The 22,128-nt window shown below is 56.1% G+C and carries 17 protein-coding genes and 1 pseudogene; 8 read left to right on the top strand and 10 right to left on the bottom strand.

From position 1 onward, the window contains the following. Window position 1: 1 nt before the first annotated feature. Window positions 2-1,153: an aminotransferase class I/II-fold pyridoxal phosphate-dependent enzyme gene (locus ACR0JI_RS09250; protein ID WP_480494114.1), complete on the bottom strand. Its 1,152-nt coding sequence runs from the start codon at window positions 1,151-1,153 to the stop codon at window positions 2-4. Next, window positions 1,146-1,922, bottom strand: a complete 777-nt coding sequence (locus tag ACR0JI_RS09245; protein ID WP_480494112.1) for a FadR/GntR family transcriptional regulator — start codon at window positions 1,920-1,922, stop codon at window positions 1,146-1,148. Before ACR0JI_RS09245 ends, ACR0JI_RS09250 begins: the two co-directional genes overlap by 8 nt. A 394-nt stretch (window positions 1,923-2,316) precedes the next feature. On the opposite strand from ACR0JI_RS09245, the gene ACR0JI_RS09240 reads away from it, so the two are divergent. Both ACR0JI_RS09240 and ACR0JI_RS09235 read left to right on the top strand, forming a co-directional pair. Further along, window positions 2,317-4,056 carry a type I secretion system permease/ATPase gene (locus ACR0JI_RS09240; protein ID WP_480494110.1) on the top strand — a complete coding sequence of 580 codons (1,740 nt, stop codon included), beginning with the start codon at window positions 2,317-2,319 and terminating at the stop codon, window positions 4,054-4,056. 41 nt (window positions 4,057-4,097) lie between these two features. Further along, window positions 4,098-5,372 (top strand): HlyD family type I secretion periplasmic adaptor subunit, encoded by a 1,275-nt coding sequence (locus tag ACR0JI_RS09235; RefSeq protein WP_480494108.1) that lies wholly within the window; start codon window positions 4,098-4,100, stop codon window positions 5,370-5,372. A gap of 8 nt (window positions 5,373-5,380) precedes the next feature. Here ACR0JI_RS09235 and ACR0JI_RS09230 read toward each other — a convergent pair whose 3' ends face one another. From ACR0JI_RS09230 to ACR0JI_RS09220, 3 genes are read right to left on the bottom strand one after another with little or no spacing between them, the layout of a single operon-like run. Next, on the bottom strand, window positions 5,381-6,388 hold the full coding sequence (locus ACR0JI_RS09230; protein ID WP_480477300.1) for an ABC transporter substrate-binding protein: 1,008 nt from the start codon (window positions 6,386-6,388) through the stop codon (window positions 5,381-5,383). Then, window positions 6,367-7,734: a sensor histidine kinase gene (locus tag ACR0JI_RS09225; protein WP_480477302.1), complete on the bottom strand. Its 1,368-nt coding sequence runs from the start codon at window positions 7,732-7,734 to the stop codon at window positions 6,367-6,369. Before ACR0JI_RS09225 ends, ACR0JI_RS09230 begins: the two co-directional genes overlap by 22 nt. After that, on the bottom strand, window positions 7,724-8,392 hold the full coding sequence (locus tag ACR0JI_RS09220) for a response regulator transcription factor (protein ID WP_267366073.1): 669 nt from the start codon (window positions 8,390-8,392) through the stop codon (window positions 7,724-7,726). The genes ACR0JI_RS09225 and ACR0JI_RS09220 overlap by 11 nt, the downstream gene beginning before the upstream one ends. 108 nt (window positions 8,393-8,500) lie before the next feature. Here ACR0JI_RS09220 and ACR0JI_RS09215 point away from each other — a divergent pair, with 108 nt between their 5' ends. The 5 genes and pseudogenes from ACR0JI_RS09215 to ACR0JI_RS09195 all read left to right on the top strand — a co-directional run bounded on the left by ACR0JI_RS09215 (window position 8,501) and on the right by ACR0JI_RS09195 (window position 13,484). After that, window positions 8,501-9,481, top strand: a complete 981-nt coding sequence (locus ACR0JI_RS09215) for a tripartite tricarboxylate transporter substrate binding protein (protein ID WP_480477304.1) — start codon at window positions 8,501-8,503, stop codon at window positions 9,479-9,481. Window positions 9,482-9,547: 66 nt separating this feature from the next. After that, on the top strand, window positions 9,548-10,030 hold the full coding sequence (locus tag ACR0JI_RS09210; protein WP_480494105.1) for a tripartite tricarboxylate transporter TctB family protein: 483 nt from the start codon (window positions 9,548-9,550) through the stop codon (window positions 10,028-10,030). A gap of 1 nt (window position 10,031) precedes the next feature. Then, complete coding sequence (locus ACR0JI_RS09205; RefSeq protein WP_480494103.1) at window positions 10,032-11,543, top strand: tripartite tricarboxylate transporter permease; 1,512 nt, start codon at window positions 10,032-10,034, stop codon at window positions 11,541-11,543. Further along, window positions 11,536-12,720, top strand: a pseudogene (locus ACR0JI_RS09200) (CaiB/BaiF CoA transferase family protein). Before ACR0JI_RS09205 ends, ACR0JI_RS09200 begins: the two are co-directional and overlap by 8 nt. Then, on the top strand, window positions 12,717-13,484 hold the full coding sequence (locus tag ACR0JI_RS09195; RefSeq protein WP_480494101.1) for a citryl-CoA lyase: 768 nt from the start codon (window positions 12,717-12,719) through the stop codon (window positions 13,482-13,484). The pseudogene ACR0JI_RS09200 and the gene ACR0JI_RS09195 overlap by 4 nt, the downstream one beginning before the upstream one ends. On the opposite strand, the gene ACR0JI_RS09190 is transcribed toward ACR0JI_RS09195, so the two are convergent. The 5 genes from ACR0JI_RS09190 to ACR0JI_RS09170 all read right to left on the bottom strand — a co-directional run bounded on the left by ACR0JI_RS09190 (window position 13,481) and on the right by ACR0JI_RS09170 (window position 21,372). Then, window positions 13,481-14,677, bottom strand: a complete 1,197-nt coding sequence (locus tag ACR0JI_RS09190) for an acetate/propionate family kinase (RefSeq protein WP_480494099.1) — start codon at window positions 14,675-14,677, stop codon at window positions 13,481-13,483. The genes ACR0JI_RS09195 and ACR0JI_RS09190 overlap by 4 nt on opposite strands. Before the next feature lie 304 nt (window positions 14,678-14,981). Next, entirely contained in the window at window positions 14,982-17,159 is a 2,178-nt protein-coding gene (locus ACR0JI_RS09185) for a Tex family protein (RefSeq protein ID WP_480477317.1), read from the bottom strand. Between the two features lie 100 nt (window positions 17,160-17,259). Further along, window positions 17,260-19,473 carry a hybrid sensor histidine kinase/response regulator gene (locus ACR0JI_RS09180; protein ID WP_480494097.1) on the bottom strand — a complete coding sequence of 738 codons (2,214 nt, stop codon included), beginning with the start codon at window positions 19,471-19,473 and terminating at the stop codon, window positions 17,260-17,262. A 3-nt stretch (window positions 19,474-19,476) separates the two neighbouring features. Further along, on the bottom strand, window positions 19,477-20,646 hold the full coding sequence (locus ACR0JI_RS09175; protein WP_480477321.1) for an FIST N-terminal domain-containing protein: 1,170 nt from the start codon (window positions 20,644-20,646) through the stop codon (window positions 19,477-19,479). A 45-nt stretch (window positions 20,647-20,691) separates the two neighbouring features. After that, a complete protein-coding gene (locus ACR0JI_RS09170) occupies window positions 20,692-21,372 on the bottom strand; it encodes a response regulator (RefSeq protein ID WP_480477323.1) in 681 nt (226 codons plus the stop codon). 181 nt (window positions 21,373-21,553) lie between these two features. Here ACR0JI_RS09170 and ACR0JI_RS09165 point away from each other — a divergent pair, with 181 nt between their 5' ends. Next, window positions 21,554-22,102, top strand: coding sequence for an SRPBCC family protein (locus ACR0JI_RS09165; protein ID WP_480494095.1), 549 nt, complete (start codon window positions 21,554-21,556; stop codon window positions 22,100-22,102). Window positions 22,103-22,128: the final 26 nt, after the last annotated feature.

Below are 22,128 nucleotides of genomic sequence, written 5' to 3'. Positions count from 1 at the left end.
TCTAAGCCGTGCTTTCGGCGAGCGCCGAAGAAAAATCGGCCCATAGATCTTCTGCCGACTCGAGCCCCAGACTCAGGCGCACTAGATTGGGTGAGACCCCAAATTTCTGCATTGAGTTTTGTTCACCAGCCTGAGCAAGCCCGACGCGCGCAGGCAGGATCAGACTTTCGAAGCCACCCCAGCTCACACCGAGGCGGAAAAGGTTCAAGGCATCAGAAAGTTTGGCGATGTCGACACTGTCATCAAACTCAACCGACATAAGTCCGGACCGCCCCGTCAGCCCGGGCACGTCGTTGGCGCCTGGTGAGTTGACCCGCCTGACCTGCGGAACAGTGGCCAGGCGATCAACAAACATGTTGGCCGTCGCTTGATGCTGCATCATGCGTGCGTTCAGCGTGCGCAGGCCGCGCGTCAGCAGGAAGGCCTCAAAAGGTGCCAGTTTGGCCCCAAGCAAAGGAAGTGTCAGATCACGGATGCGGGCGATATGGTCCCGGGAGGCAACCACCACGCCCGCAACCGTGTCCGAGTGCCCCGAAATGTACTTCGAGGCCGAGTGGATGACGATGTCGATGCCCAGTGCGAGGGGGCGTTGGAACACCGGGCTTGCCCATGAATTATCGATTATCGTCAACACATTGTGGCGTCTGGCATGCTCTGCGACACGACGTAGATCCATCGCCTCAAAAACAATCGATCCGGGGCTCTCCAGATAGGCCACCGTTACATCGGCAAGCAGATCGGGGTCGTTCTCGAAACGCTCCGGCGCATGGTAGTCGATATACACCCCGAACGGGCGCAGGATGCGCTCCATAAACCGGAATGAATCCGGATAGACGTGTTCGACGCAGGCAATCCGGTCACCGGGTTTGACAAATGCCAGCAGCGTTGAGGAAATGGCCGCCATCCCGGAAGCAAATGCAACGGCAGCCTGACCTTGTTCGGCTTCAGCCATGAGCGTTTCAAACGCGGCGACGGTCGGGTTTTCCACGCGCGTGTAGATGGCTGTTTCTGATCTTCCGGCCACCCGGTCTTCAAAACTCTGATAATTGTCAAAGGTGAATAGTGAGGTTTGAACAATAGGAGGCGTGACCGAACCTGCCTCTTCCGAGAAGATAGTTGCAAGACGCGTTGCAAGGTCTCTGTAATCAGACATTCTGACTTTCCATGATTTCTAGGACTTCTGCTTCGACCATGTCCATGATCTCGCCGATAATACGCGCGGCTTCATCTGCACGGCCTGCGACAACTGCTTCAGCCAGCTGCGCATGTATTGGAATTGAGGCTTGACCCAAGTGTGGTTGGCCGAATGGGGTGTCATATACTTCGTGAAATGCTTTCTGAATTTGCCGTATCAACTGCCCGAAAAGTGGGTTTCCGCACGCTTCATGCAGTGCCGCGTGAAACCGGTAGTCGGCCGGTCGCCAATCCTCACCCGCAGAATGAACAGCTATGAGCTCGGCAACGCGGGCCGAAATCAAAAGCCGCTGCGCGTCTGAGCAATTCAATGCAGCCAACCTTGCAGCCTCGATTTCCAGTGGCCGGCGCACGGCGTGTGTCCGCAAAAGGCTTTCGGCTTCGAGCTTCAGCGTGAGTGGGAGATGGATCGTGTTGGCAGATACCTCGGCTGCCAAACGCGTCCCTGCTTTCTTGTTCCGCACAACGATGCCCATGTTCTGCCAACTTGTCAGGGCCTCGCGAACCTTCGCCCGTCCGATTCCAAGCTGATTTGCAATTTCGATCTCTGGCGGCAGGCGATCGCCTACTTTCAAACCTTCCGCTTCGATCATTCCAGAGAGAGCTTCCAGAACGTCCCGGCCACTGCTGCCAGCCGGTAGCACCTTCAAGGTGTTGCCGACACTCTCAGCTTTTTCCTTTGGGGGCGTTCTTTTGGCCACGTGCGACTTCTCCGATTCGCGTTTCATTCACTTCTACATTTAATGTAGGACAAAATAAACAATAATGTCCGACAATATAACAACACTTGCCATCCCTACAGATAAAGTCGAAAAAATTTGGTCTCGGTCATTTCGCGGCCGGATCGATACAGCCTTCCTCGCCTGCGGCTTGTTGGCGGGTTGTGGTCTTTGCGTGACCGTCTTTCTTGCTGTATTCCGCCCGAATTGCCGTTATCCTGAAGCGCCCGCCTAACGGTGCCCATAATCGCCGTTAGGTTTTTTTGTCAGCTACGGCTGAATAGTGCTTCTTTACGCCAAGGACCCGCGGTTTCTTGCCCAAAAAAAGATGTGCAAACTTGGCAAGGCTGATCTAACTTTTTAAGTGCGGGGTCGCATCTCCGAATAATATGGATTTAAAACATTGAAACCTGAACACCGCGTATCCGCGGCCCCCCGACATGAACTGCGCAATGTGCGCAATCAGGGGATCGCGTTCCTTGCTTTGGCGTTCTTGTTCAGCATTTTTGTGAACCTGCTTATGCTGACGGGCCCATTGTTTATGTTGCAGGTGTATGACCGGGTATTGGGCTCGCGTGCGGTTGAAACACTGACAGCGTTATTTTTGTTGGTGGCGTTGCTTTATGCGCTGATGGCGATGCTGGATTTTGCCCGCGGACGCATCGTTGCCCGGTTCGGCGCACGGTTCCAGTCACAGTTGGATGAGCGCGTCTTCGAAGCAACGCTGCGGCGTTCACTTATGCCGCAAATACGATCTGCCCCGGCGACGGCCTTGCGTGATCTGGAATCCATTCGAAACCTGTGTTCGTCCCCCGTTCTGCTGGCGGTAATGGATATACCATGGACGCCTGTTTTTCTGGGCGCGATTTTCCTGTTTCATCCCCTGCTGGGTTGGCTGGCCGTGACAAGCGGTGTTCTACTTGTCGTGATTGCACTGCTCAATCAGGCGCTGACCAGCAGGAAAGTCGCCGAGGCACAATCTGCAGCAGCGCGGGCAAACGCCTTTGCGGAACATGCGAGACAAGCGGCAGAGGTTGTGCGCTCTCAAGGTATGCAGGCGGACGTGACAAAGCGGTGGTTGGACCAGCGTTCGAATGCCTTACGCCAAACCATTTCTGCCAGCGATTGGACAGGCAGTTTTACATCTCTGACCAAGTCGCTACGACTGTTTCTTCAATCTGCAATGCTTGCCTTGGGCGCGTGGCTGGTTCTGCAAAATGAAATGACACCGGGCGCGATGATTGCGGGCTCAATCCTTTTGGGTAGGGCCCTCGCCCCGGTCGAACAAGCGGTTGGCCAATGGGGCATGATTGAACGTGCGCGAACGGCCTGGACTTCCCTCAGCCGGTTTTTGGATCAGACCCCACCCGAAGAGCAGCGGATCCGCTTGCCCATCCCGAAGGCGCAGCTGGAAGCAAAATCGCTGACTGTCATTCCCCCTGGGGCAACAACGCCAACGTTGCGGAACGTCAATCTGAAACTGCAACCGGGCAAGGCGCTGGGTGTCATCGGCAAAAGCGGGTCGGGAAAGACGACACTGGCCAAGGCGTTGCTGGGGCTTTGGAATCCGGCAGCCGGGGAAATTCGGCTGGGTGGCGCCACTCTGGATCAATATGACTCCAACGATTTGGGCAGCCATATCGGATATTTGCCGCAGCAGGTTACCCTATTTAACGGAACGGTGGCCGAGAACATCGCCCGGATGTCGGAGAACCCGGATTCCGAAGCGGTGGTGGCCGCGGCCAAAAAAGCCAATGCACACGACCTGATCCTGTCTTTGGAGAAAGGTTATGGTACCTTCCTTGAAGGCAATGACAGTCAGTTGTCAGGCGGGCAGAAACAGCGCATCGCTCTGGCCCGCGCCCTCTATGGCGACCCTGTTCTGCTTATTCTCGACGAACCAAACTCGGCACTGGACGCGGATGGCACCGAAGCCTTGAACGCAGCCGTGAGGGGGCTCAAGGCGGCCGGCAAAGCCGCAATCATCATGACACACCGCCCGCAGGCCATTTCGGAATGTGACGATCTGGCCGTTGTCGAAAAAGGACAAGTGGTCAGGTTCGGTAGTCGTGACGAGGTTCTCGGCGCAATGGTGCAGAATGCGGGCGCGATTAAGCGCAAGCTTAGCCCCGTAGGTGAATAATGGCAAAAAACACGACCAAGAAGCAGGCGCAGGCCTGGAGTATGAGAATCCCCGCCCTGGTAGGATTCGCCGCGCTTGCCATTTTGGTCGGCGGACTGGGCCTTTGGGCAGTGAAGACACGCCTAGCTGGTGCGATCGTATCCTCAGGCGTGATCGAGGTACAAAGCAACCGTCAGGTGGTCGAACACCCTGATGGCGGCGTTGTTGGCGAAATCTTTGTACGCGATGGTGATGTGGTCGCCTCGGGCGAGATGTTGCTGAGACTGGATGATACTTTCCTATTGTCCGAACAGACGATTGTGGAAGCGCAGCTTTTCGAACTTCTGGTCCGGCGTGCCCGGCTTCAGGCCGAACGCGACGGGCTTTCGTCGCAAGAGCTGTCGGCGCAGTTGCACGAGGTACAGGAGGAATACAGCATTGATCCCGACCTGATTGTAGGGCAACAAAACTTGTTCGACGCGCGGGTGGAAACAATGTCCAAGCAGCACGAACAACTGAAAAAGCAGTTGGTTCAGATCGAAAGTGAGATCGAAGGCACACAAGCCCAACTCGTTTCCCTGCGCCGTCAGGTTGAGTTGATCGAGGATGAGCTGGAAGACCAGCAAAGCCTGTTGAAACGTGGATTGACCCAAACCAGTCGCGTGCTGGCCCTGCAACGGGAAGAAGCCAGCCTGACAGGTGAAATAGGTCGACTGGAAGCCGCTGTCGCCCGCCTCAAAGGGCAGATCGCATCAACCGAGATCCAGATCGTTGAACTGACTGCAACCCGCCGGGAGGAGGCGATTACCACTTTGCGAGACGTACAGGCGCAAATTGCTGAACTTTCGGAACGCCGACTGTCCCTGTCCGAGCGGATGGCACGTTTGGACATCCGCGCACCTGTCAACGGAACCGTTTACGGCAGTCAGGTCTTTGCCCTGCAGTCGGTGATTCAGCCGGGCGAACCCATGATGTATGTGGTCCCACAGGATACGCCATTGCTGGTCGCCGCGCGTGTGGACGCAATCCATGTGGATCAGCTGCACGTGGGTCAACCTGTCGCTCTGCGATTTCCGGCCTTCAATCAGCGCGAAACACCTGAATTGGACGGGCAGGTCAAAAACGTGTCTGCCGACACTTTCACGGATGAACAGTCCGGCTTCACTTTCTACCGCGCCGAGGTGATTATGAATGATGGTGAAATGGACCGTCTCAACGGTCAGGAACTTTTGCCGGGTATGCCTGTTGAGACACTGATCAAAACCGATGAGCGCACTCCGTTGTCCTATCTTGTCAAGCCGCTGGCCGATTACTTCAATCGTGCATTTAGGGAATAACGGCAGGGCTATCTCTGGATTACCGCGCTTTCCCATTCGGCCAGAAACCGGCGGCGTTTTAATCTGTCCAAAAACGTCATCAACGCTGGATCCAGCCCGATCGTTTCACGTTCTTCGTCCGTGTCATAAGGTGCCAAAGGCGGGAGGGTATGGCTGCCACCTGCCCGGCTGGATTGACTGGATACAAGGTGACGGACAAAAGACGCGGCAAATTCAGGTACGGGTGTACCTTCAAGCACCATCGCCGTGCGCATCATGGTCGTCTGAAAATCCGACGGCAGAATAACCTCAAGCGTATCCTTGTGCCCGGCGCGCGCATCCGCGTAGCTGCCAAGTACATTGTAGGCGACGGCGATCTCGCCTTTAACAAGGTCGTCAATCATGTCACCCGAACAGCAGTACAGACGCACATCCAAACCGCCCATGACTTCCATCAGACGCCAGAACGTTTCTGACGCACGGGCATCCTGCGTCGCAAACAGATACCCTAGACCGGACTGGCGGATGTCATAAGTTCCCACCCGGCCCCGAAAACTGTCTGGTCGCATTCGAAGTGCTTCGATCAGTTGCTGTCGGGTCTCCGGGATAGGCGCGCCGGAAAAGGCGGCACGGTTGATCACGATGGTCGCGGGCTCGAACGTGAAGGCGAAAAGACTGCGATGCCACTGCGCCCAGGACGGCAGAGATATGTCATCGATCACGCGTCCATATCCGTCATTGGCCAGTTTCAGTTGCAGGTCCATAGCGCTGGAAATGACAATATCGAAATCTTCCGGTGCGGCACGCACGATTCGATCGATGTCGGCAGTACCCGTCACCATATACTCGACAGAAATGTCAGGGTTCTCCTTGATAAAACCGGAAATCATAGGCTCAAACAAAAACGTATCCGTGCTCGAGATGACCCGAATATGCGCCTCGTCTGCTTCGGCGTTGAATACTTGCCGATCCTCCCAGATTTGCGCCAGTGTGACAGCAGGAAACCAAAGGAAGACTAAAGCGATAATGTAACGCAAGCGCCGCCTCCCTGCCTGTTGGACAAGTCAAGCGTTCCACCATGCGCTGTTGCAACGTCCCGCGCGATGGTCAGGCCCAGACCGGACCCGATGGTGCCACTTGCGTTCTTACCCCGTTCGAAACGGCGCGTGAGAGTGTCAATTTCGTTTATGGGGAACCCCGTGCCACGATCTTTTACCCGGATTTGAACCCGTGGTTCCGAAGTGACTTCGATGCGAACAGAACTGTCGGCCGGAGCATATTTCAGTGCATTGTCAATCATGTTGCGTACGGCGTTTTGAATGAGGATGGGGTCACCTGAATACATGACCTGTGGGTCGCCACAAAGCGACAGTGACAGGTCCTTCATCTCGGCAATTGGTGTTAGGCGCTGCACAAGGTCACGGACCAAGGCGTTCAGGTCTATGTCTTCCCGCTCAAGATGATCAGCCCGGAACGTGATCATTGCGTGATCCAACAGCTGACCAGCTGCACGTGAGCTTTCGTCAATGGCGCGCACCATCGAACGCAGCGCCTCGCGGTTTTCTTCTTTTTCAACTCTTTGCAAAGTGGCATCAGCATATGACCTGACAGTGGCAAGCGGGGTGCGAACGCGGTGAGCCGCTTCGGCGATAAAATCTTCTGACTGGCTCAGTGACTGATCAAGCCGACCCATCAATGAGTTCAGTGAAGCAACCAAAGGGGCCATTTCGCGGGGTACCGGCTTTTTGAACGGGCTCAAGTCCTGTGGGCCACGGCGGGTGACAGAGGTTGTCAACCTGTTCAACTGCCCGATGGTCGAGGACGTCGCCCAAAAGGAAAGAGCGGCGGCAAGGGCAAAGAACCCTACGCCCAGAATCGCCGCATTGCGCGAAATCTGGTCCAGAGTCTCCGCCAACGCGTCTTGTGTTTGCCCCAGCGCGACTACGAGCTCGGTTTGCTTATCCAATCCCACCAAAGTCCGGCTGGCACTGACCTGACGAATGGTTTCACCGCGAATCTGACTGAACCTAAAAAGCGACTTGCCGTCATGCGGTCCAATGGTCGGTGGAAAATCCTCGTATCCAGACAGAAACGACCCGTCCTGAAAGATAGAATAGAAGATCCTGTCGTCCGCAGGGGTGCTTAGCATCGCGAAGGCCGCATACGGGATATCGACCTCCAACACGCCTTCCCGCAAAGCGGCCGCATCGAGGATAGAGGCCACTGATGCGCCAAGTATGTTGTCTTGCCCCTGTAGCGCGACCTGCGCAGCATAGTTTCGCACTGCGACAAACAGCAGGAACGCAAGTATGGCCGCGCCACCGATCAGTGTCAGAACCAGCCTGTTCCGCAGTGATCCTGACACATTGGGATCAGGAGGCATGATCCAACCTGTATCCCAGCCCACGCAAGGTGGTGATCTTCAGGTCCGAGGGTTCCAGATGCTTGCGCAAGCGGCCCACATAAACTTCGATCGCGTTATCAGAGACATCATCATCATAAGAAAACAGCCGGTCGGTTAGTTTTTGTTTCGAAAAAACCTGACCAGGTGCGCTAATGAACAATTCCAGCAGGCGCAGTTCACGGTTACGCAGCGACACGGTCTCGTCACCCACCGTCAGATGGCCTGCCAGAGGGTCGAATACGATGCCGCCGACTTCTATCGTTGTCTTCGTATTCCCAGACTTGCGGCGCAGAACAGCGCGGCAGCGCGCTTCAAGTTCGGCATGATCAAACGGTTTGGTGACATAGTCGTCAGCGCCCAGATCAAGCGAGCCGATTCGATCAGAAACCTGACTGCGGGCCGTCAAAACGATTACTGGCGTGTCCAAATGGCTCGCGCGATGCCGCTTGAGGAAATCGCGACCGTCCCCATCCGGCAGCATGATATCCAGCAGGATCAGATCGTATTCCTGAGTTTCAACAAAGGCAGTTGCATCGCCTAATGTGGACGCGTTATCAACCACATGCCCGTCCAACCTCATGCGGGAACTGATCGCGTTTGCGAGGTCTAGATTGTCTTCGACAAGCAGAAATTTCATCGGGCTTTAATACTATTCTCGCGCGTGACAGGTTGATGTCAGGTTGGTGTGTTTTTGTTCTTCCCAATCTGAGCCGCCATGCGGCCCGTTGTCAAATGGGAGGACATCATGACAACTTTCGCACTGGGCCGTCGCGCCCTGATCGCAGCTGTTGCTGCTGTAGGTCTTGCAGGACCCGTTCTGGCTGAAGACCAGCTGGTGGACAGCATCCACTTTCTGATCCCCGGCGGCGCCGGTGGTGGTTGGGACGGTACCGCTCGCGGCACCGGCGAAGCGCTTACCAACGCCGGTCTTGTGGGCACCGCGTCTTATGAAAATATGTCAGGCGGTGGCGGCGGCAAAGCCATCGGCTATCTGATTGAAAACGCCGACAGCAACCACGGGACGTTGATGGTAAACTCCACGCCTATCGTGATCCGTTCTTTGACTGGCGTGTTTCCACACAACTTTCGCGACCTGACGTTGGTGTCGGGCACGATTGGAGATTACGCAGCAATTGTTGTCGGCAAAGACAGCCCTATCAACTCTATGAGTGATCTGCTTGCTGCCTTCGACGCCGACCCGGGCAACACGGCCATCGGCGGTGGCTCGGTTCCCGGCGGCATGGACCACCTGGTCGCAGCCATGGTGATGGAAGCGGCCGGAAAAGATGCGCTTGGCGTGAAGTACATTCCATATGATGCGGGTGGCAAAGCCATGGCTGCCCTTCTGTCCGGTGAGATTGCAGCGCTGTCTACAGGTTTCTCTGAAGCCGTCGATCTGGCCAACGCAGGTGAAGTCAAAATCATCGGCGTCACATCGGCAGATCGCGTAGATGCCGCCCCAGACGCGATGACCATGAAAGAACAGGGCATCGACACCACCTTTGTGAACTGGCGTGGCTTCTTTGCGGCCCCGGGTCTGCCCGAGGACAAGCTTGCAGCCTACCAGGCCGCGATTGCCAAGATGTACGACACCCCGGAATGGGAAGAGGTTCGTGCACGCAACGGTTGGGTGAACATCCATAACTCGGGCGATGATTTCCGGTCATTTCTTGAGCAGCAGGAACAACAGATCGGTGATCTGATGAAAAAGCTGGGCTTCCTCTGAATCCAACTAGGGCAGAGCGGTAACCCGCTCTGCCATCCCTGACGACGAAAAAAAGGAGGGGGTCTCATGGCGCTGGATCGCTGGATCGCGCTCATTCTTCTGGGTATTTGTTTAACATATGGCTACGCCGCTTGGTTCACGATGGACAGTAGTCTGCCCCCTTTCATGCAAAGAAACCCCATATGGCCAAGCACTTTCCCCAAAGTGCTGTCTATTCTGGGGATCATCACGGCCACGATCATTCTGCTGGGTTTCGAAAAAGCTGAACCCAGCGAACCTGAAATCGATTATCGGCGGTTGGGCGATTACCATCTTGGTCAGGCGATCATGCTGTTGGTTCTGATGGTCGTCTATGCGCTATGCCTGCGCCCCGTCGGGTTCCTGATCTCAACTTCGGCCTTCCTGATCTTTGGATCTTTTATCCTGGGTGAACGAAAATGGCATATCATGCTGCCCGTCGCCCTGGTCGCCACTGGTACGGTCTGGTATCTGGTTCAGGAAGTCCTTGGCATTTACATGCGCCCTTTGCCCGGCATTTTCGGAGGCTGACATGCTTGAAGGACTTCTGATAGGCCTGCAAACGGCATTCTCACTGCAAAATCTGCTGATGGTCGTCGCGGGCTGTCTGATTGGCACATTCATCGGAATGCTGCCGGGTCTGGGCCCGATGTCGATCATCGCCATCATGATCCCGGTGGCAATTTCCATGGGCGATCCGTCCGCCGCGCTGATCTTGCTGGCCGGTGTGTATTATGGCGCCATTTTTGGTGGTTCGACCTCTTCTATTCTGCTGAATGCGCCGGGGGTCGCGGGTACCGTCGCCTCCAGCTTTGACGGCTACCCGATGGCACGTCAGGGCAAAGCGGGCAAAGCCCTGACCATTGCCGCAATCGCGAGCTTTGCAGGTGGCACGTTCGGCGCGTTGCTTTTGATGATCTTCGCCCCTGCCCTGTCTTCTGTTGCGTTGCTTTTCCATTCAGCCGAGTATTTCGCGCTGATGGTTGTCGGCTTGTCGGCCATTGCCGCCTTTGCGGGAACAGGTCAGGTTGCCAAGGCTATCATAATGACAATCCTTGGATTGATCATGGCCACTGTTGGCGAAGGCGTACTGTTCAACATGCCTCGTTTCACCATGGGCATCATGGATTTGCAGTCGGGCTTTGGCTTTATCACACTTGCAATGGCCATGTTCGCGTTACCCGAGGCGCTGTTTCTTGTTCTCAAACCCAAGGATCTTAAGGGCGAAGAAGGTGAAATCAAGGACCTGCGCATAAGCAGGGAGGAAGCCAAAGCCATTGCTCCGGTGATTGGTCGCCAGTCTATCCAAGGGTTTTTCATCGGCGTTCTGCCCGGTGCAGGCGCAACGATTGCCAGTTTTCTGGGCTATGCGGTTGAGCGTAACATCGCCCCAAAGGCCGAGCAGGACGAATTCGGCAAAGGGTCGATCAAAGGGCTGGCCGCGCCTGAAACAGCAAACAACGCTGCCTGTACAGGCTCGTTCGTGCCGCTTCTGACGCTTGGCATTCCCGGATCTGGAACGACGGCGATCCTGCTTGGCGCATTGATTGCCCTGAACGTGACGCCGGGCCCACGCCTTATGCTGGACGAACCGCAGATCTTTTGGGCGGTCATCATGTCCATGTTCATTGGCAATCTGGTACTTCTGATCCTGAATCTGCCGCTGATCCCCTATATTGCCAAAGTTCTCTCGGTGCCGCGTAACTATCTGATCCCCTTTATTTTGTTCTTTACTCTGATGGGGGCCTATATCGGACAGAACAATGCAACCGAACTGCTGATACTGGTGGGTTTTGGGGTATGCGCAACGGCGTTGAAATTTGCTGATTACCCACTGGCACCACTGCTGATCGGTTTCATCCTCGGCGGTATGATGGAAGACAACTTCTCACGGTCCATGCAGTTGTACGATGGCATCGCCTTTATCTGGGAACGCCCGATGACGCTGGGTCTGCTGGTTATTGCGGCGCTTCTGGTGCTCCTACCCAGCTACCGCGCGCGCCGTGCACAGGCCCGGGCGGAAGGGGTTGCCGAAGGTGACTGACCCGCTGGCGGGAATACGGGTTCTCGATCTGACCAATGTCCTCGCGGGTCCGTATTGCTGCTACCAACTGGCATTGATGGGTGCCGACGTGATCAAGGTCGAGCGCCCCGATGGTGGCGACCTCGCTCGCGTTCTGGGAGCTGATCCCGCCAGAAACAAGGCGGGGATGGGGATCAGTTTTCTGGCGCAGAATGCCGGTAAAAAATCTGTCACGCTGGACATGAAATCGGAAAAGGGCAAGGCGCTTCTGAAACGCCTTGTCCAGTCAGCTGAAGTTTTGGTGGAAAACTTCCGGCCCGGAGTAATGGATCGTCTTGGTCTTGGTTATGAAGTTCTGCGCAACGTTAATCCCAACCTGATCTATTGCGCCATCAGCGGGTTCGGGCAGGATGGCCCCCGGCGCGGCGATCCGGCTTATGACCAGATTGTGCAGGGTATCAGCGGCGTGATGTCAATCACCGGCGCCCCCGACACGGCACCGTATCGCGTCGGCTATCCGTTGGCGGACACGGTCGGGGGGATGACGGCCGCCTTTGCAGTCGCGGCGGCATTGAACGCCAAACCACGCGGCACCTATCTGGATGTTGCGATGTCCGAAGCCGTGATTTCGACAATGGGCTGGGTTGTTTCAAATTATCTGGTGGGTGGCGTAACGCCCGGAGCGCATGGGAATGAGAACACAACCTCGGCCCCCTCAGGTACATTTGCCACGCGGGACAGCCCGATCAACATCGCGGCCAATCGGGACGAGCAATGGCAGGCACTTGCCCGCTGTCTCGGGCGGGATGACCTGCTGAACAACCCCGACTACGCAACGCGTGAAGATCGCAAAACAAACCGCCACGCCTTACGTACAGAATTGGAACGCACCCTAAAGACGAAGGCCGCGGCCGAGTGGGTGAGTGAATGAAACGCATTGGGGGTACCGACAGGACAAGTTCTGACCGTACCAGAGGCCCTTGCAGACCCGCAACTTTACGATCGCGGTCTGATTGGCTCTTTACAGGTTCACGGCGAACAGATGCAGCTTGCAGGTAGTCCCGTCGTAATGGATGGCACCCGGCGAATGCCGCAAATCGCGCCACCAAATCTTGGGGCCGACAACAAGGCAGTGTGGTCTGAGATCGGATTGACCGACGCGGAAATCGACGCGCTGCGCAGAGAGGGGATCATATGAACGATGTGTCAGATTGGTGGGCAACATCCATCATCGATATGGAACCTGGCCGGATCGACCTGCGCGGAGAGCCGATTCAAAACCTGATCGGACGCCTTGGTTTCGCGGAGATGATCTGGTTCATGGTACGCGGCGACCACCCATCAAAAGCGCAGTCCCGATTGTTCGAAGCCGCGCTGGTCGCGGCAGTCGACCACGGTCCGCAGGCCCCATCGATTGCGACCGCGCGCATGGCCGTGACCTGTGGCCTGCCTCTCAACAACGCGATGGCGAGCGCCGTGAACATGTTGGGCGACATTCATGGAGGGGCTGGCGAGCAAGCCGTGGAACTCTACCACTTTGTGGGCCTTTACCCTGGCACTTTGGAGCGGGCAATCAATGCGAGGATCGAAAGCCACGGAAAGATACTTCCGGGTTTTGGTCACAGGTTTCACACACCCACAGACCCTCGTGCGCCGCGCCTGATGGAACTGGTCGCCGAAGCGGTGAAAACCGGTGCTTGCGATGGGCAGGTCATGCGCATTGCGCAGCAGATCGAGGCAGAGCTTGCGCGGCGTAAGGGTAAACCCGTCCCGATGAACATCGATGGCGCAACCGCAGTTATTTATGCCGAGCTTGGGTTTGCGCCACCATTGGCGCGCGGCCTTTTCTGCCTGTCCCGATCAGTGGGTATTCTGGCACATGCCTGGGAGCAGATGCAGCAAGGTGGTCGCAACAAAGGGCCGACCCCACCCTCGTATCGCTGGACGTACCAGCCGGGCTAAGCACTTTTCCGATGGGATCGATTTGTCAACAGATCTGCGGCAGCACGGGCAATAACCAGCTCTTCGTTTGTCGGAATAACCATGGCCACCACTCGGGACAGATCTGTCGAGATGATCCGATCATTGTCCGCGTTGGCATCGGGATCCAGTTCAATCCCCAGCCACCCCATTCCGGAACATACCCTGTCGCGTACAAGACGCGAGTTTTCTCCGATACCACCAGTGAAGATCAGGGCATCAATACCGCCCAATATTGCGGCCATTGCTCCAAGTTCGCGGCGGATGCGGAAAGTGAAATAGCTGATGGCCTGTCGGCTTTCACGGGTATCTGCTTTTTCAAGAGTGCGCATGTCGCTTGAAAGTCCGGACAGACCCAGCAAACCTGATTTGCGAAACAGAAGGTCGGAAATCTCTGAGGCGCTCAACCCTTCCTGATCCATCAGATACAACAAAACACCTGGATCGAGCTGACCGCAACGTGATCCCATCGGCAGCCCGTCCAACGACGAAAACCCCATGGTCGAACCGACGGATCGCCCCCCGATCATGGCACACATCGACGCACCGTTACCCAAATGCGCGACCACAACCCGCCCCGCGTGCAAAAGTGGCGCGGTTTTGGCCAAATGGTCCGAGATGTACTCATAACTAAGCCCGTGAAAACCATAGCGGCGAACGCCTTTGTCGTAATACTCGCGCGGCAGGGCGAATACGTCGTTCTCCCAGGGGTGATTGCGATGAAAGGCCGTGTCAAAACAGGCAATCTGGGCGGCATTTGGAAAGCGTTCCATAGCTGCCTTGACGCCAGCCAGGTTGTGCGGCTGGTGCAGAGGTGCATACGGAGAGAGCTTGTCCAACTCCTCCAAAGCAGCGGCGGTCAACGGCAATGGCGTATCGATCTCAGGTCCGCCGTGAACAATACGATGCCCAACCGCGGTGACCTCGCAACTGGGGAAGACACGTGACAACAGGTTCAGTACCCAGTCCAGGGCGGCGGCGTGATCATGAATATCTCCTGCCGTGCCATTCGCCAGAACTCCACCGCCAGATGACCGCGCCTTGACGGTTGGCTCAGGCTCGCCGATCCGCTCGACCACACCGGTGCACACCATGATTGGATCGTCTTCTGTCACTTCGAACAGGCCGAACTTCATCGAAGACGATCCGGCATTCAGTGTCACGACATGTGTCATGCATACCCTCTGGTTTACGAAAAGGTGAAGCTCAGGAAGTTTACAGATCCGCCTTGGGCCAAGGTTGTGCTTCAGACGTTATACAAGAGACTACGAACCAGCCCACCGCGACAACCCCGGTCTTTTCGAACTTTCAAGAAAGAAAAGATCAATCAGCCCAGCCGTTTCTGTAGCGCCAACATCACCTTCATTCCGGTCGTCCTAGTCGTAATCATGGATTGAACCACCTGCAAGACACTAAGCTGACGCCCCACAAAACGCGGTTTCAAGAAGGTAGCGCACTTCATCACGCGTCGTTTTGCGATCACGCGCGACGATGTCCGCCGCCACTTTGTTTTCGCATGGTCAACCCAATGCGCTTTCTCGGGACATCAACATCGACAACACGTACTTTAACCACCTGCCCGGTCTTAACCACGTCATGCGGATCTTTGACAAACCGGTCTGCCAGCTGGCTGACATGAACAAGCCCATCCTGATGCACGCCGATATCCACAAAAGCGCCAAAAGCCGCGACGTTGGTGACTGTGCCTTCCAAAACCATTCCGGGTTTCAGATCGGTGATTTCTTCGATACCATCGGTGAATGATGCGGTGACGAAACTGGGTCTGGGGTCGCGTCCGGGCTTTTCAAGTTCGGCAAAGATGTCCCGAACCGTCGGCAGGCCGAAATCCTGAGTTACAAATTGTTCCGCCCGCAACCCCTTTAACGCGCCATTATGGCCCATGATGTTTCGGATATCACGGCCGCAGGCGGCAACAACCCGGCGCGCAATGTCATAGGCTTCGGGATGTACCGAAGACGCATCCAGCGGCTCGGAACCGTCCCTGATACGCAGGAAGCCGGCACATTGTTCGAACGCGCGCGGTCCTAGGCGGGCGACGGACAGCAAATCCTTCCGCGATAGGAAGGGCCCATTCAAATCGCGGTGGGTGACAATCGCTTCGGCTTGCGCTGGCCCCAGACCTGATACGCGTGACAGCAAAGGCGCGGACGCTGTGTTCAGATCGACCCCGACAGCATTCACCACATCCTCGATCGCGGAATCCAGAGACTGTGACAGGCGATGCTGATCCACATCATGCTGATACTGGCCGACACCAATGGATTTCGGTTCGATTTTAACAAGCTCGGCCAAAGGGTCCTGCAATCGGCGCGCAATCGAGACCGCACCACGTAGCGAGACATCCAGATCCGGAAACTCGCGCGCAGCCAGTTCAGAAGCGGAATAGACCGAAGCCCCAGCTTCTGACACCACCACTTTTGTTGGTGCTTTCACCGTCTTGGGTAGTAGAGCAAGAGTGTCTGCAACCAATTTTTCGGTTTCACGGCTGGCAGTCCCGTTCCCGATTGCGATCAGTTCGATCTGATGAGCAGATATCAGATTGAGGATACTGGCCTGTGCACCACGCAAATCATTCTTCGGCTGAAATGGGTAAAAGGTGTCAGTGGCAACGACCTTGCCGGTCGCATCAACGACAGCAGCCTTTACGCCCGTACGAATGCCCGGATCCAGACCCAATGTCGCCTTGGCACCTGCCGGCGCGGCAAACAGCAGGTCTTTGAGGTTTCGCGAGAAGACCTGAATGGCTTCGTCCTGCGCCCGGCTGCGCAGATCAGCCATCAGTTCGACCATCATGGACAGCGAAAGCTTTACCCGCCATGTCCAGCCCGCGACTTTGCGCAACCATGCGTCTGCCGGCCCCGTGCCACGTGTCTGTAGATGAGCGGCAACAATCGTCTCGGCCCGCGCGGCACCAAATTCCGGTTCAGGCGCGATATCCAGCGTGACGATGCCCTCTTTGGATGCCCGCAGCATCGCCAATGCCCGATGCGACGGCACGTCTGCCCACAATTCGGCATGGTCAAAGTAGTCGCTGAACTTTGCGCCGTCCTTTTCCTTGCCTTCGATGACCTTTGCGCTGAGCAGAGCCTCGCGCTGCATGAAGCTGCGCAATTCGCCCAGCAGTGCGGCGTTTTCCGTCAGCCGCTCGGTCAAAATGTCCCGCGCGCCGTTCAATGCATCCCGGGTCGTCGTTACCGCCTCGGTGAGGTACGCCGCGGCCAATGTTTCAGGGTCGCAGTTGCGGTCCGCCAGAATAGCGTCAACCAAAGGTTCAAGCCCATTTTCGCGCGCAATCATCGCCTTGGTGCGCCGTTTTGGCTTGTATGGCAGATAAATGTCTTCCAACTGCGCTTTGGTTTCGGCACGTGCTATGGATTGGCTCAGATCTTCTGTCAGTTTACCCTGATCCTTGATCGAGTTCAGGACGGTCTCACGCCGCGCTTCAAGCTCGCGCAGATAGGTCAGCCGCTCGGACAGCAGACGCAACTGGGTGTCGTCCAATCCTCCGGTTGCTTCTTTTCGATACCGGGCGACAAAAGGCACGGTTGCTCCGTCGTCCAGTAGCTTGATCGCGGCACCGACCTGCTCGGATCGTGCATTAATCTCGGTGGCGATGGTGCGGGCGATACGGTCCAATGGGGCCTCCTGAAACGACGCTGGAAGAACTTCTTAACCAGCTGTTTCGGCAAGGGGAAGACCCTTGGTTCAATCTGAACCGGTCACAGATTGACGCCGCTCAGTTGCGGCGTGCAATCGACGATTCCAGCGTTGAGCGCAGTAGTTGCGCATCTAGCGGTTTGTAGAGCAAAGGCAGATTGGCGCGCTTGCAACGCTCGGCCAGTTCAGGTGATCGGTTGGCCGAGATAATGCAGCCGGGCAGAGGGCCAAACTCGTGCGTCAGGGCATGTATCGCGTCGACACCGGTTCTATCGTGATTTAACTGAAAATCGGCAACTATTGCGTCAGGCAGAATGTCAATTTCACGAAGTAGATTGATTGCTTCGTCTTCGCTTTCGCTCTCCAGAACCTCGACCCCCCAGGATTCGATGGTCATGGTCAGTGCACTACGGAGGTTTTCATCATTCTCAATCAACAATACGACCGTGTTACCAAGGACCTTGGAGCCCGGATCGTGGGCCGCAGGGCCGCTGCTGCAAATGGTCTGCTCTTCCTGCGCCAACGGCACTTCGACCGAGAATCCAGTTCCTTTGCCTATTTCGGAATACAGCTGGATTGGATGTTGCAACAGCCCACAGGCGCGCTCCACGATTGCAAGGCCCAATCCCATACCCTCTGCGGCGCTGGCATCAGAATGCAGGCGCTGAAATTCCTGAAAGACGAGGTCTCTTTGGTCTGACGCGATACCGATACCTGTATCCCAGACCTGCAAGGCAATTGCGCCTTTGCGACGCCGCACACCGACCAGAACCTTTCCAACCTCGGTATACCTGATCGCGTTCGAAAGCAGGTTCTGCAAAATCCGACGCAAATAGCTGGCGTCGCTGGTCACGCGCGCGTTCGTGTCAACAAAAGACAGCTCAAGCCCTTTTGCCTGCGCCACCGGGCGAAACGCATCTTCCATCTGCGAAAACAGCGTACTCACTGTTATGGTCGACAAATGCGCGGTGGCCCGCCCTGAATCAAGTTTCGAGATATCCAGCAGCGCTTCCAGAATGTGTTCAACACTGTTCAGCGCACTTTCAGCCTTTCCTGCAACGGTTCTTGCGTCGTCTTTGTCCAGACCGCTGCCCAGCGATGCAACATAAAGCTTTGCCGCTGACAGAGGTTGCAACAGGTCGTGACTGGCCGCTGCCACAAATCGCGACTTGGATGCGTTTGCACGCTCGGCCTCGTTCAAAGCGTCAGCCAGTTCCATCGTGCGCGATGTTACGCGCTGTTCCAGCAATTCTTTGGCCTCATATAAGGCCTGGGCGGATTTTCGTTCTGCGGTTACATCGGTGAAGGATATCACAAAACCGCGGTCGGGCATTTCCTGCGCAAAAACAGAAAGTATCTTCGACCTTCCACGGTGCATCTGAAATTGCAGAGGACGGCGATAGGTTTGCCGCGTCACCCAGTTCAGAAGATCGGCTTCCGTTACCCCCTTCTGGAACCTGATGTTCGCGCCAAGGCGATTGGACAGCGATTCAAACCGGGTTCCCGTCTGAAACTGTGCGATTGGAATGGCCAGCAACTCGCTAGCGCGGTTGTTCCACCCGATCAGACGGTGTTTGTTGTCAAAAATGCAAACGCCCTGTTCAATATGTTCAAGCGTTGCGCGGATCAGCCTGGCCTTGTCATCCAGTATCCGGTCACGCTCCTGCCGTTCGATCCGCATGATATCGGTCACATCGGTTTGCAGAATAACAGTGCCGCCATCCGGCGTGCGGTGTTCGGACACTTGTGACCACCGATTGCCAACAAGCCGGACGTTGAACACCACATGATCGTCCGTGTGCCGATCCAGGCGGCTTTTGGCCCAGTCTGTCGGTGTCATTGTTTCAGGCAGGGACAGAAACCCTGATCGGCTGACCAGTTCGACATATTCGGCAAAGCTCAATCCCGGGCTCAGCCGCTCCTGAATGTCGGGCATATGCAGACCAAAACGGCTGTTACACAGCACCAGTTTTTCGTCGCGATTGAAAAGGGCAAACCCCTCTTGCACCGTTTCGATTGCATTGGCCAGATCCGCGCGTGCGGCTTCGGTGTCCTTGTTCGCCTGTGCCAATCTGGCATTGGAATCGTTCAGCAATTCAAGGGCACGTTCCAGATCATTCGTCCGGGCGCGGACCTCTTGTTCAAGCACGGCCGCACGCTGAAACTGCGCATAAGCTGCGCCTGACGCATCGGTGGATTCTTCTACCCGACGCATCAGCGCTTCGGCGATCTTGCGAAGTTTCTCGTTCTGGCGGTCAACCGAGTCCGACGGGTCAGTAAGATGCTCGATCATGCGTTACTCTTTCTCGGGCGGATAAATCGCAACACCCGTCAGAGTTTGGTTCACATGGATAGAGTTGTACTGCTCTCCGTAAGTTGAAAATCCGACAACGTGATTGCGGGCCAGAATGTCCGAGATTTCGCGTGTCTTTTGCTTTTCCTGCGCTTCCAGTCGGCGGAGAATGCAATCACAGCCCAGAATTGTGTCGGGTTGCCGTTTCTCGGTCAGAAGGCCGATTTCTTCCTCAAGGTGCTCTACCATGTCCCTTGGTTCGGCCAGCGTCAGCACAAGCCCTTCATCAATGGCCGAGAAAAAGACAAGGTCCCCGTTGCCCGCCACCTGCTGAATGGCGCGGACGTGATGCTGCCCACCAATCTGCACAACAACGGGGTGCGCCGCAAAGGTGAATGTCGTCAGTTGTTCCGGATCCTTGCCAAGGATACGGGCGTACTCGCGGGCGGCGGGCTCGGCATTGATCTCCTCAACGATGCGTTTTGCCGGATCCGCCTTGGTTACGACCATACGCCGGGTCGTTGGAACCAGATGATCAGTTTTGAACACCTTGATCGGGCACCGCGTACGAACCTGAGTCAGTATGGCAGCATTGCTCAGTGCCTTGCCCTGATGCAGCACATAGGTACGCCCGAACCGGGTTCCATCACCGGCCGATCCGCCAAACAATGGCACCGGCCCCAAGCCGACGGCCAACTCGGAGGTCAACGCATCCTCTTTGGTCGACAATCCGTCGATCATCAGGAACGTAAACTCATGGCTCCAGTCGGGCGCCGTGACCATCATGGCATTTCGGTTGTGGATCATCTCGTTGATGATGCTTTCCGCCTCAAAATCGTTCAGATCGGAAACTAGGACCGTACGCGTGTCGAAATGGGATTGCGGGAGGCCGATTGCGACGATCTGGTCTTCGCAATAACCGCTATCCGCAAGTTCTCCGGCGGTGGTGCAGCCAACCACCGGCGTAGGCGCAAACACCTGCTCGGCTTTGGCAATGACCGCAGCGGCGTCCGCGTTCGGACTGACGAACAATATCACCAGCGCAAGTGGCTCAGCCCCGATTTGACGTTCGAGCACCCCAAGCGCCTGCCCGGTGTCGTAACGCACGAAAGCCGTTTTGACGATGCCTGTTGCACCGGTCCGGGCTGTCGCCCACCCGACTGCTTGGTCCATCGAGCCTCCTCCCTAAAGCGCGACGATGTGGTGAGAGTATGACGCTTAGCCTTGGTCTTGCAAGACGCTGGCAAACGAAGCTTTCTTTGCAATCAGAACGGCTTGCGTCCGGCTTTGCACACCCAGTTTCCGCATGATTGCCGTGACATGCGCTTTGACCGTGGGTTCCGCAATGGACAGGTCATAGGCAATCTGCTTGTTCAGTTTACCTTCGCAGATCAGTTGCAGGATGCGGGCTTGCTGATTTGTCAGTGTCGCAAGCCGATTGACCGCGCCGGCGTGTTCATCCTCTTCAACATTGATCAGAACGCATCCTTCGGGCACAAAAACTTTGCCGGAATGCACTGTCTCGAATGCCAGGCGAAACACATCGCGTTGGCTATGCTTGGGTACATAACCCGATGCACCCGCCTGAATCACCTGACTGACAACGCGATTATCCGTCATCGAGGACACCACAATAACCGGGGCATTCGCAGCAGCCTTCAGACGGACAAGGCCGTCCAGCCCTTCCACATCCGGCAGGTTGAGGTCCAGCATGACCGCGTCCGGTTTCAGCCCCCCTGATAGAAGTTCCATCGCGCCTTCCAGTCGGTCTGCGGTATGGATTTCGCCGATCTGCGCCACGCTTTGCAAGGTCATCGACAGCGCGTCGCAAAACAGGGGGTGGTCATCGACGATCAGCACTTTCTCGAAGCCAGACCTTACAATAGAGTCAGCAAGCATTTGGTATTGCCTTTTTTCAATCAGATTGTCCCCAGCTTACCCAATCCTAACAACGAAAGTAATCTGCGCCTACTGGCCCAAAGTCGTACATAAGATCGGCGCGGCGACACCTACACCCAAGGTCTAATAGGCAGGGCGAATAACACCGCGTAGCGTAAGCAAAAACACCTGGAGAAGAGAAATGGAGCTTAGTGACAGCCGCGTCATCGCCGCGCCGCGATCCAAGGTCTGGGACGCGCTATTGTCGGTTGAGGTTCTGAAAGAATGCGTTCCGGGATGTCAGGAAATGACGGGCTCGGTCGATGACGGGTTCGAAGCGACGGTGGTGCAGAAAGTTGGCCCCGTCAAAGCGACCTTCAAAGGGGCTGTTACCCTTTCTGATATCGTAACGCTTGAAAGCGTGAAGCTCTCGGGTGAAGGTAAGGGTGGGGCTGCGGGTTTTGCCAAGGGTGCGGCCGATGTCAGTTTGTCTGATGTGCCCGAAGGTACTCTGCTGACCTATACCGTCGACGCACGTGTCGGTGGCAAGCTGGCCCAGCTTGGCAGCCGAGTCATTGATGGCGTCGCCAGAAAAATGGCCGACCGGTTCTTTGAAAACTTTCAGAACGCGGTCGAACCGGAAAAAACGCCCGATCCGGAAACATCGGATCAGGTTCAAGCCGAACCTTCGGCCGAGGATGAAGGCGGCGAAGCAAAAAAAGGTTGGTTCAAGCGCGTATTGGGCGGTTGAACCGTTGGAATTCAGGGAGGAGAAAG

It is taken from the genome of Ruegeria sp. N10, assembly GCF_056531545.1.
The sequence above is the reverse complement of the archived record's forward strand: the minus strand, read 5'-3'. Positions and strand labels throughout refer to the sequence as shown.

Coding starts and splice junctions, on each gene's coding strand:
- ACR0JI_RS09205 (WP_480494103.1), top strand. CDS start 10,032: ATGCTTGAAGGACTTCTGATAGGCCTGCAAACGGCATTCTCACTGCAA.
- ACR0JI_RS09215 (WP_480477304.1), top strand. CDS start 8,501: ATGACAACTTTCGCACTGGGCCGTCGCGCCCTGATCGCAGCTGTTGCT.
- ACR0JI_RS09235 (WP_480494108.1), top strand. CDS start 4,098: ATGAGAATCCCCGCCCTGGTAGGATTCGCCGCGCTTGCCATTTTGGTC.
- ACR0JI_RS09195 (WP_480494101.1), top strand. CDS start 12,717: ATGAACGATGTGTCAGATTGGTGGGCAACATCCATCATCGATATGGAA.
- ACR0JI_RS09225 (WP_480477302.1), bottom strand. CDS start 7,734: ATGCCTCCTGATCCCAATGTGTCAGGATCACTGCGGAACAGGCTGGTT.
- ACR0JI_RS09250 (WP_480494114.1), bottom strand. CDS start 1,153: ATGTCTGATTACAGAGACCTTGCAACGCGTCTTGCAACTATCTTCTCG.
- ACR0JI_RS09175 (WP_480477321.1), bottom strand. CDS start 20,646: ATGGACCAAGCAGTCGGGTGGGCGACAGCCCGGACCGGTGCAACAGGC.
- ACR0JI_RS09190 (WP_480494099.1), bottom strand. CDS start 14,677: ATGACACATGTCGTGACACTGAATGCCGGATCGTCTTCGATGAAGTTC.
- ACR0JI_RS09170 (WP_480477323.1), bottom strand. CDS start 21,372: ATGCTTGCTGACTCTATTGTAAGGTCTGGCTTCGAGAAAGTGCTGATC.
- ACR0JI_RS09165 (WP_480494095.1), top strand. CDS start 21,554: ATGGAGCTTAGTGACAGCCGCGTCATCGCCGCGCCGCGATCCAAGGTC.
- ACR0JI_RS09245 (WP_480494112.1), bottom strand. CDS start 1,922: ATGAAACGCGAATCGGAGAAGTCGCACGTGGCCAAAAGAACGCCCCCA.
- ACR0JI_RS09210 (WP_480494105.1), top strand. CDS start 9,548: ATGGCGCTGGATCGCTGGATCGCGCTCATTCTTCTGGGTATTTGTTTA.
- ACR0JI_RS09180 (WP_480494097.1), bottom strand. CDS start 19,473: ATGATCGAGCATCTTACTGACCCGTCGGACTCGGTTGACCGCCAGAAC.
- ACR0JI_RS09220 (WP_267366073.1), bottom strand. CDS start 8,392: ATGAAATTTCTGCTTGTCGAAGACAATCTAGACCTCGCAAACGCGATC.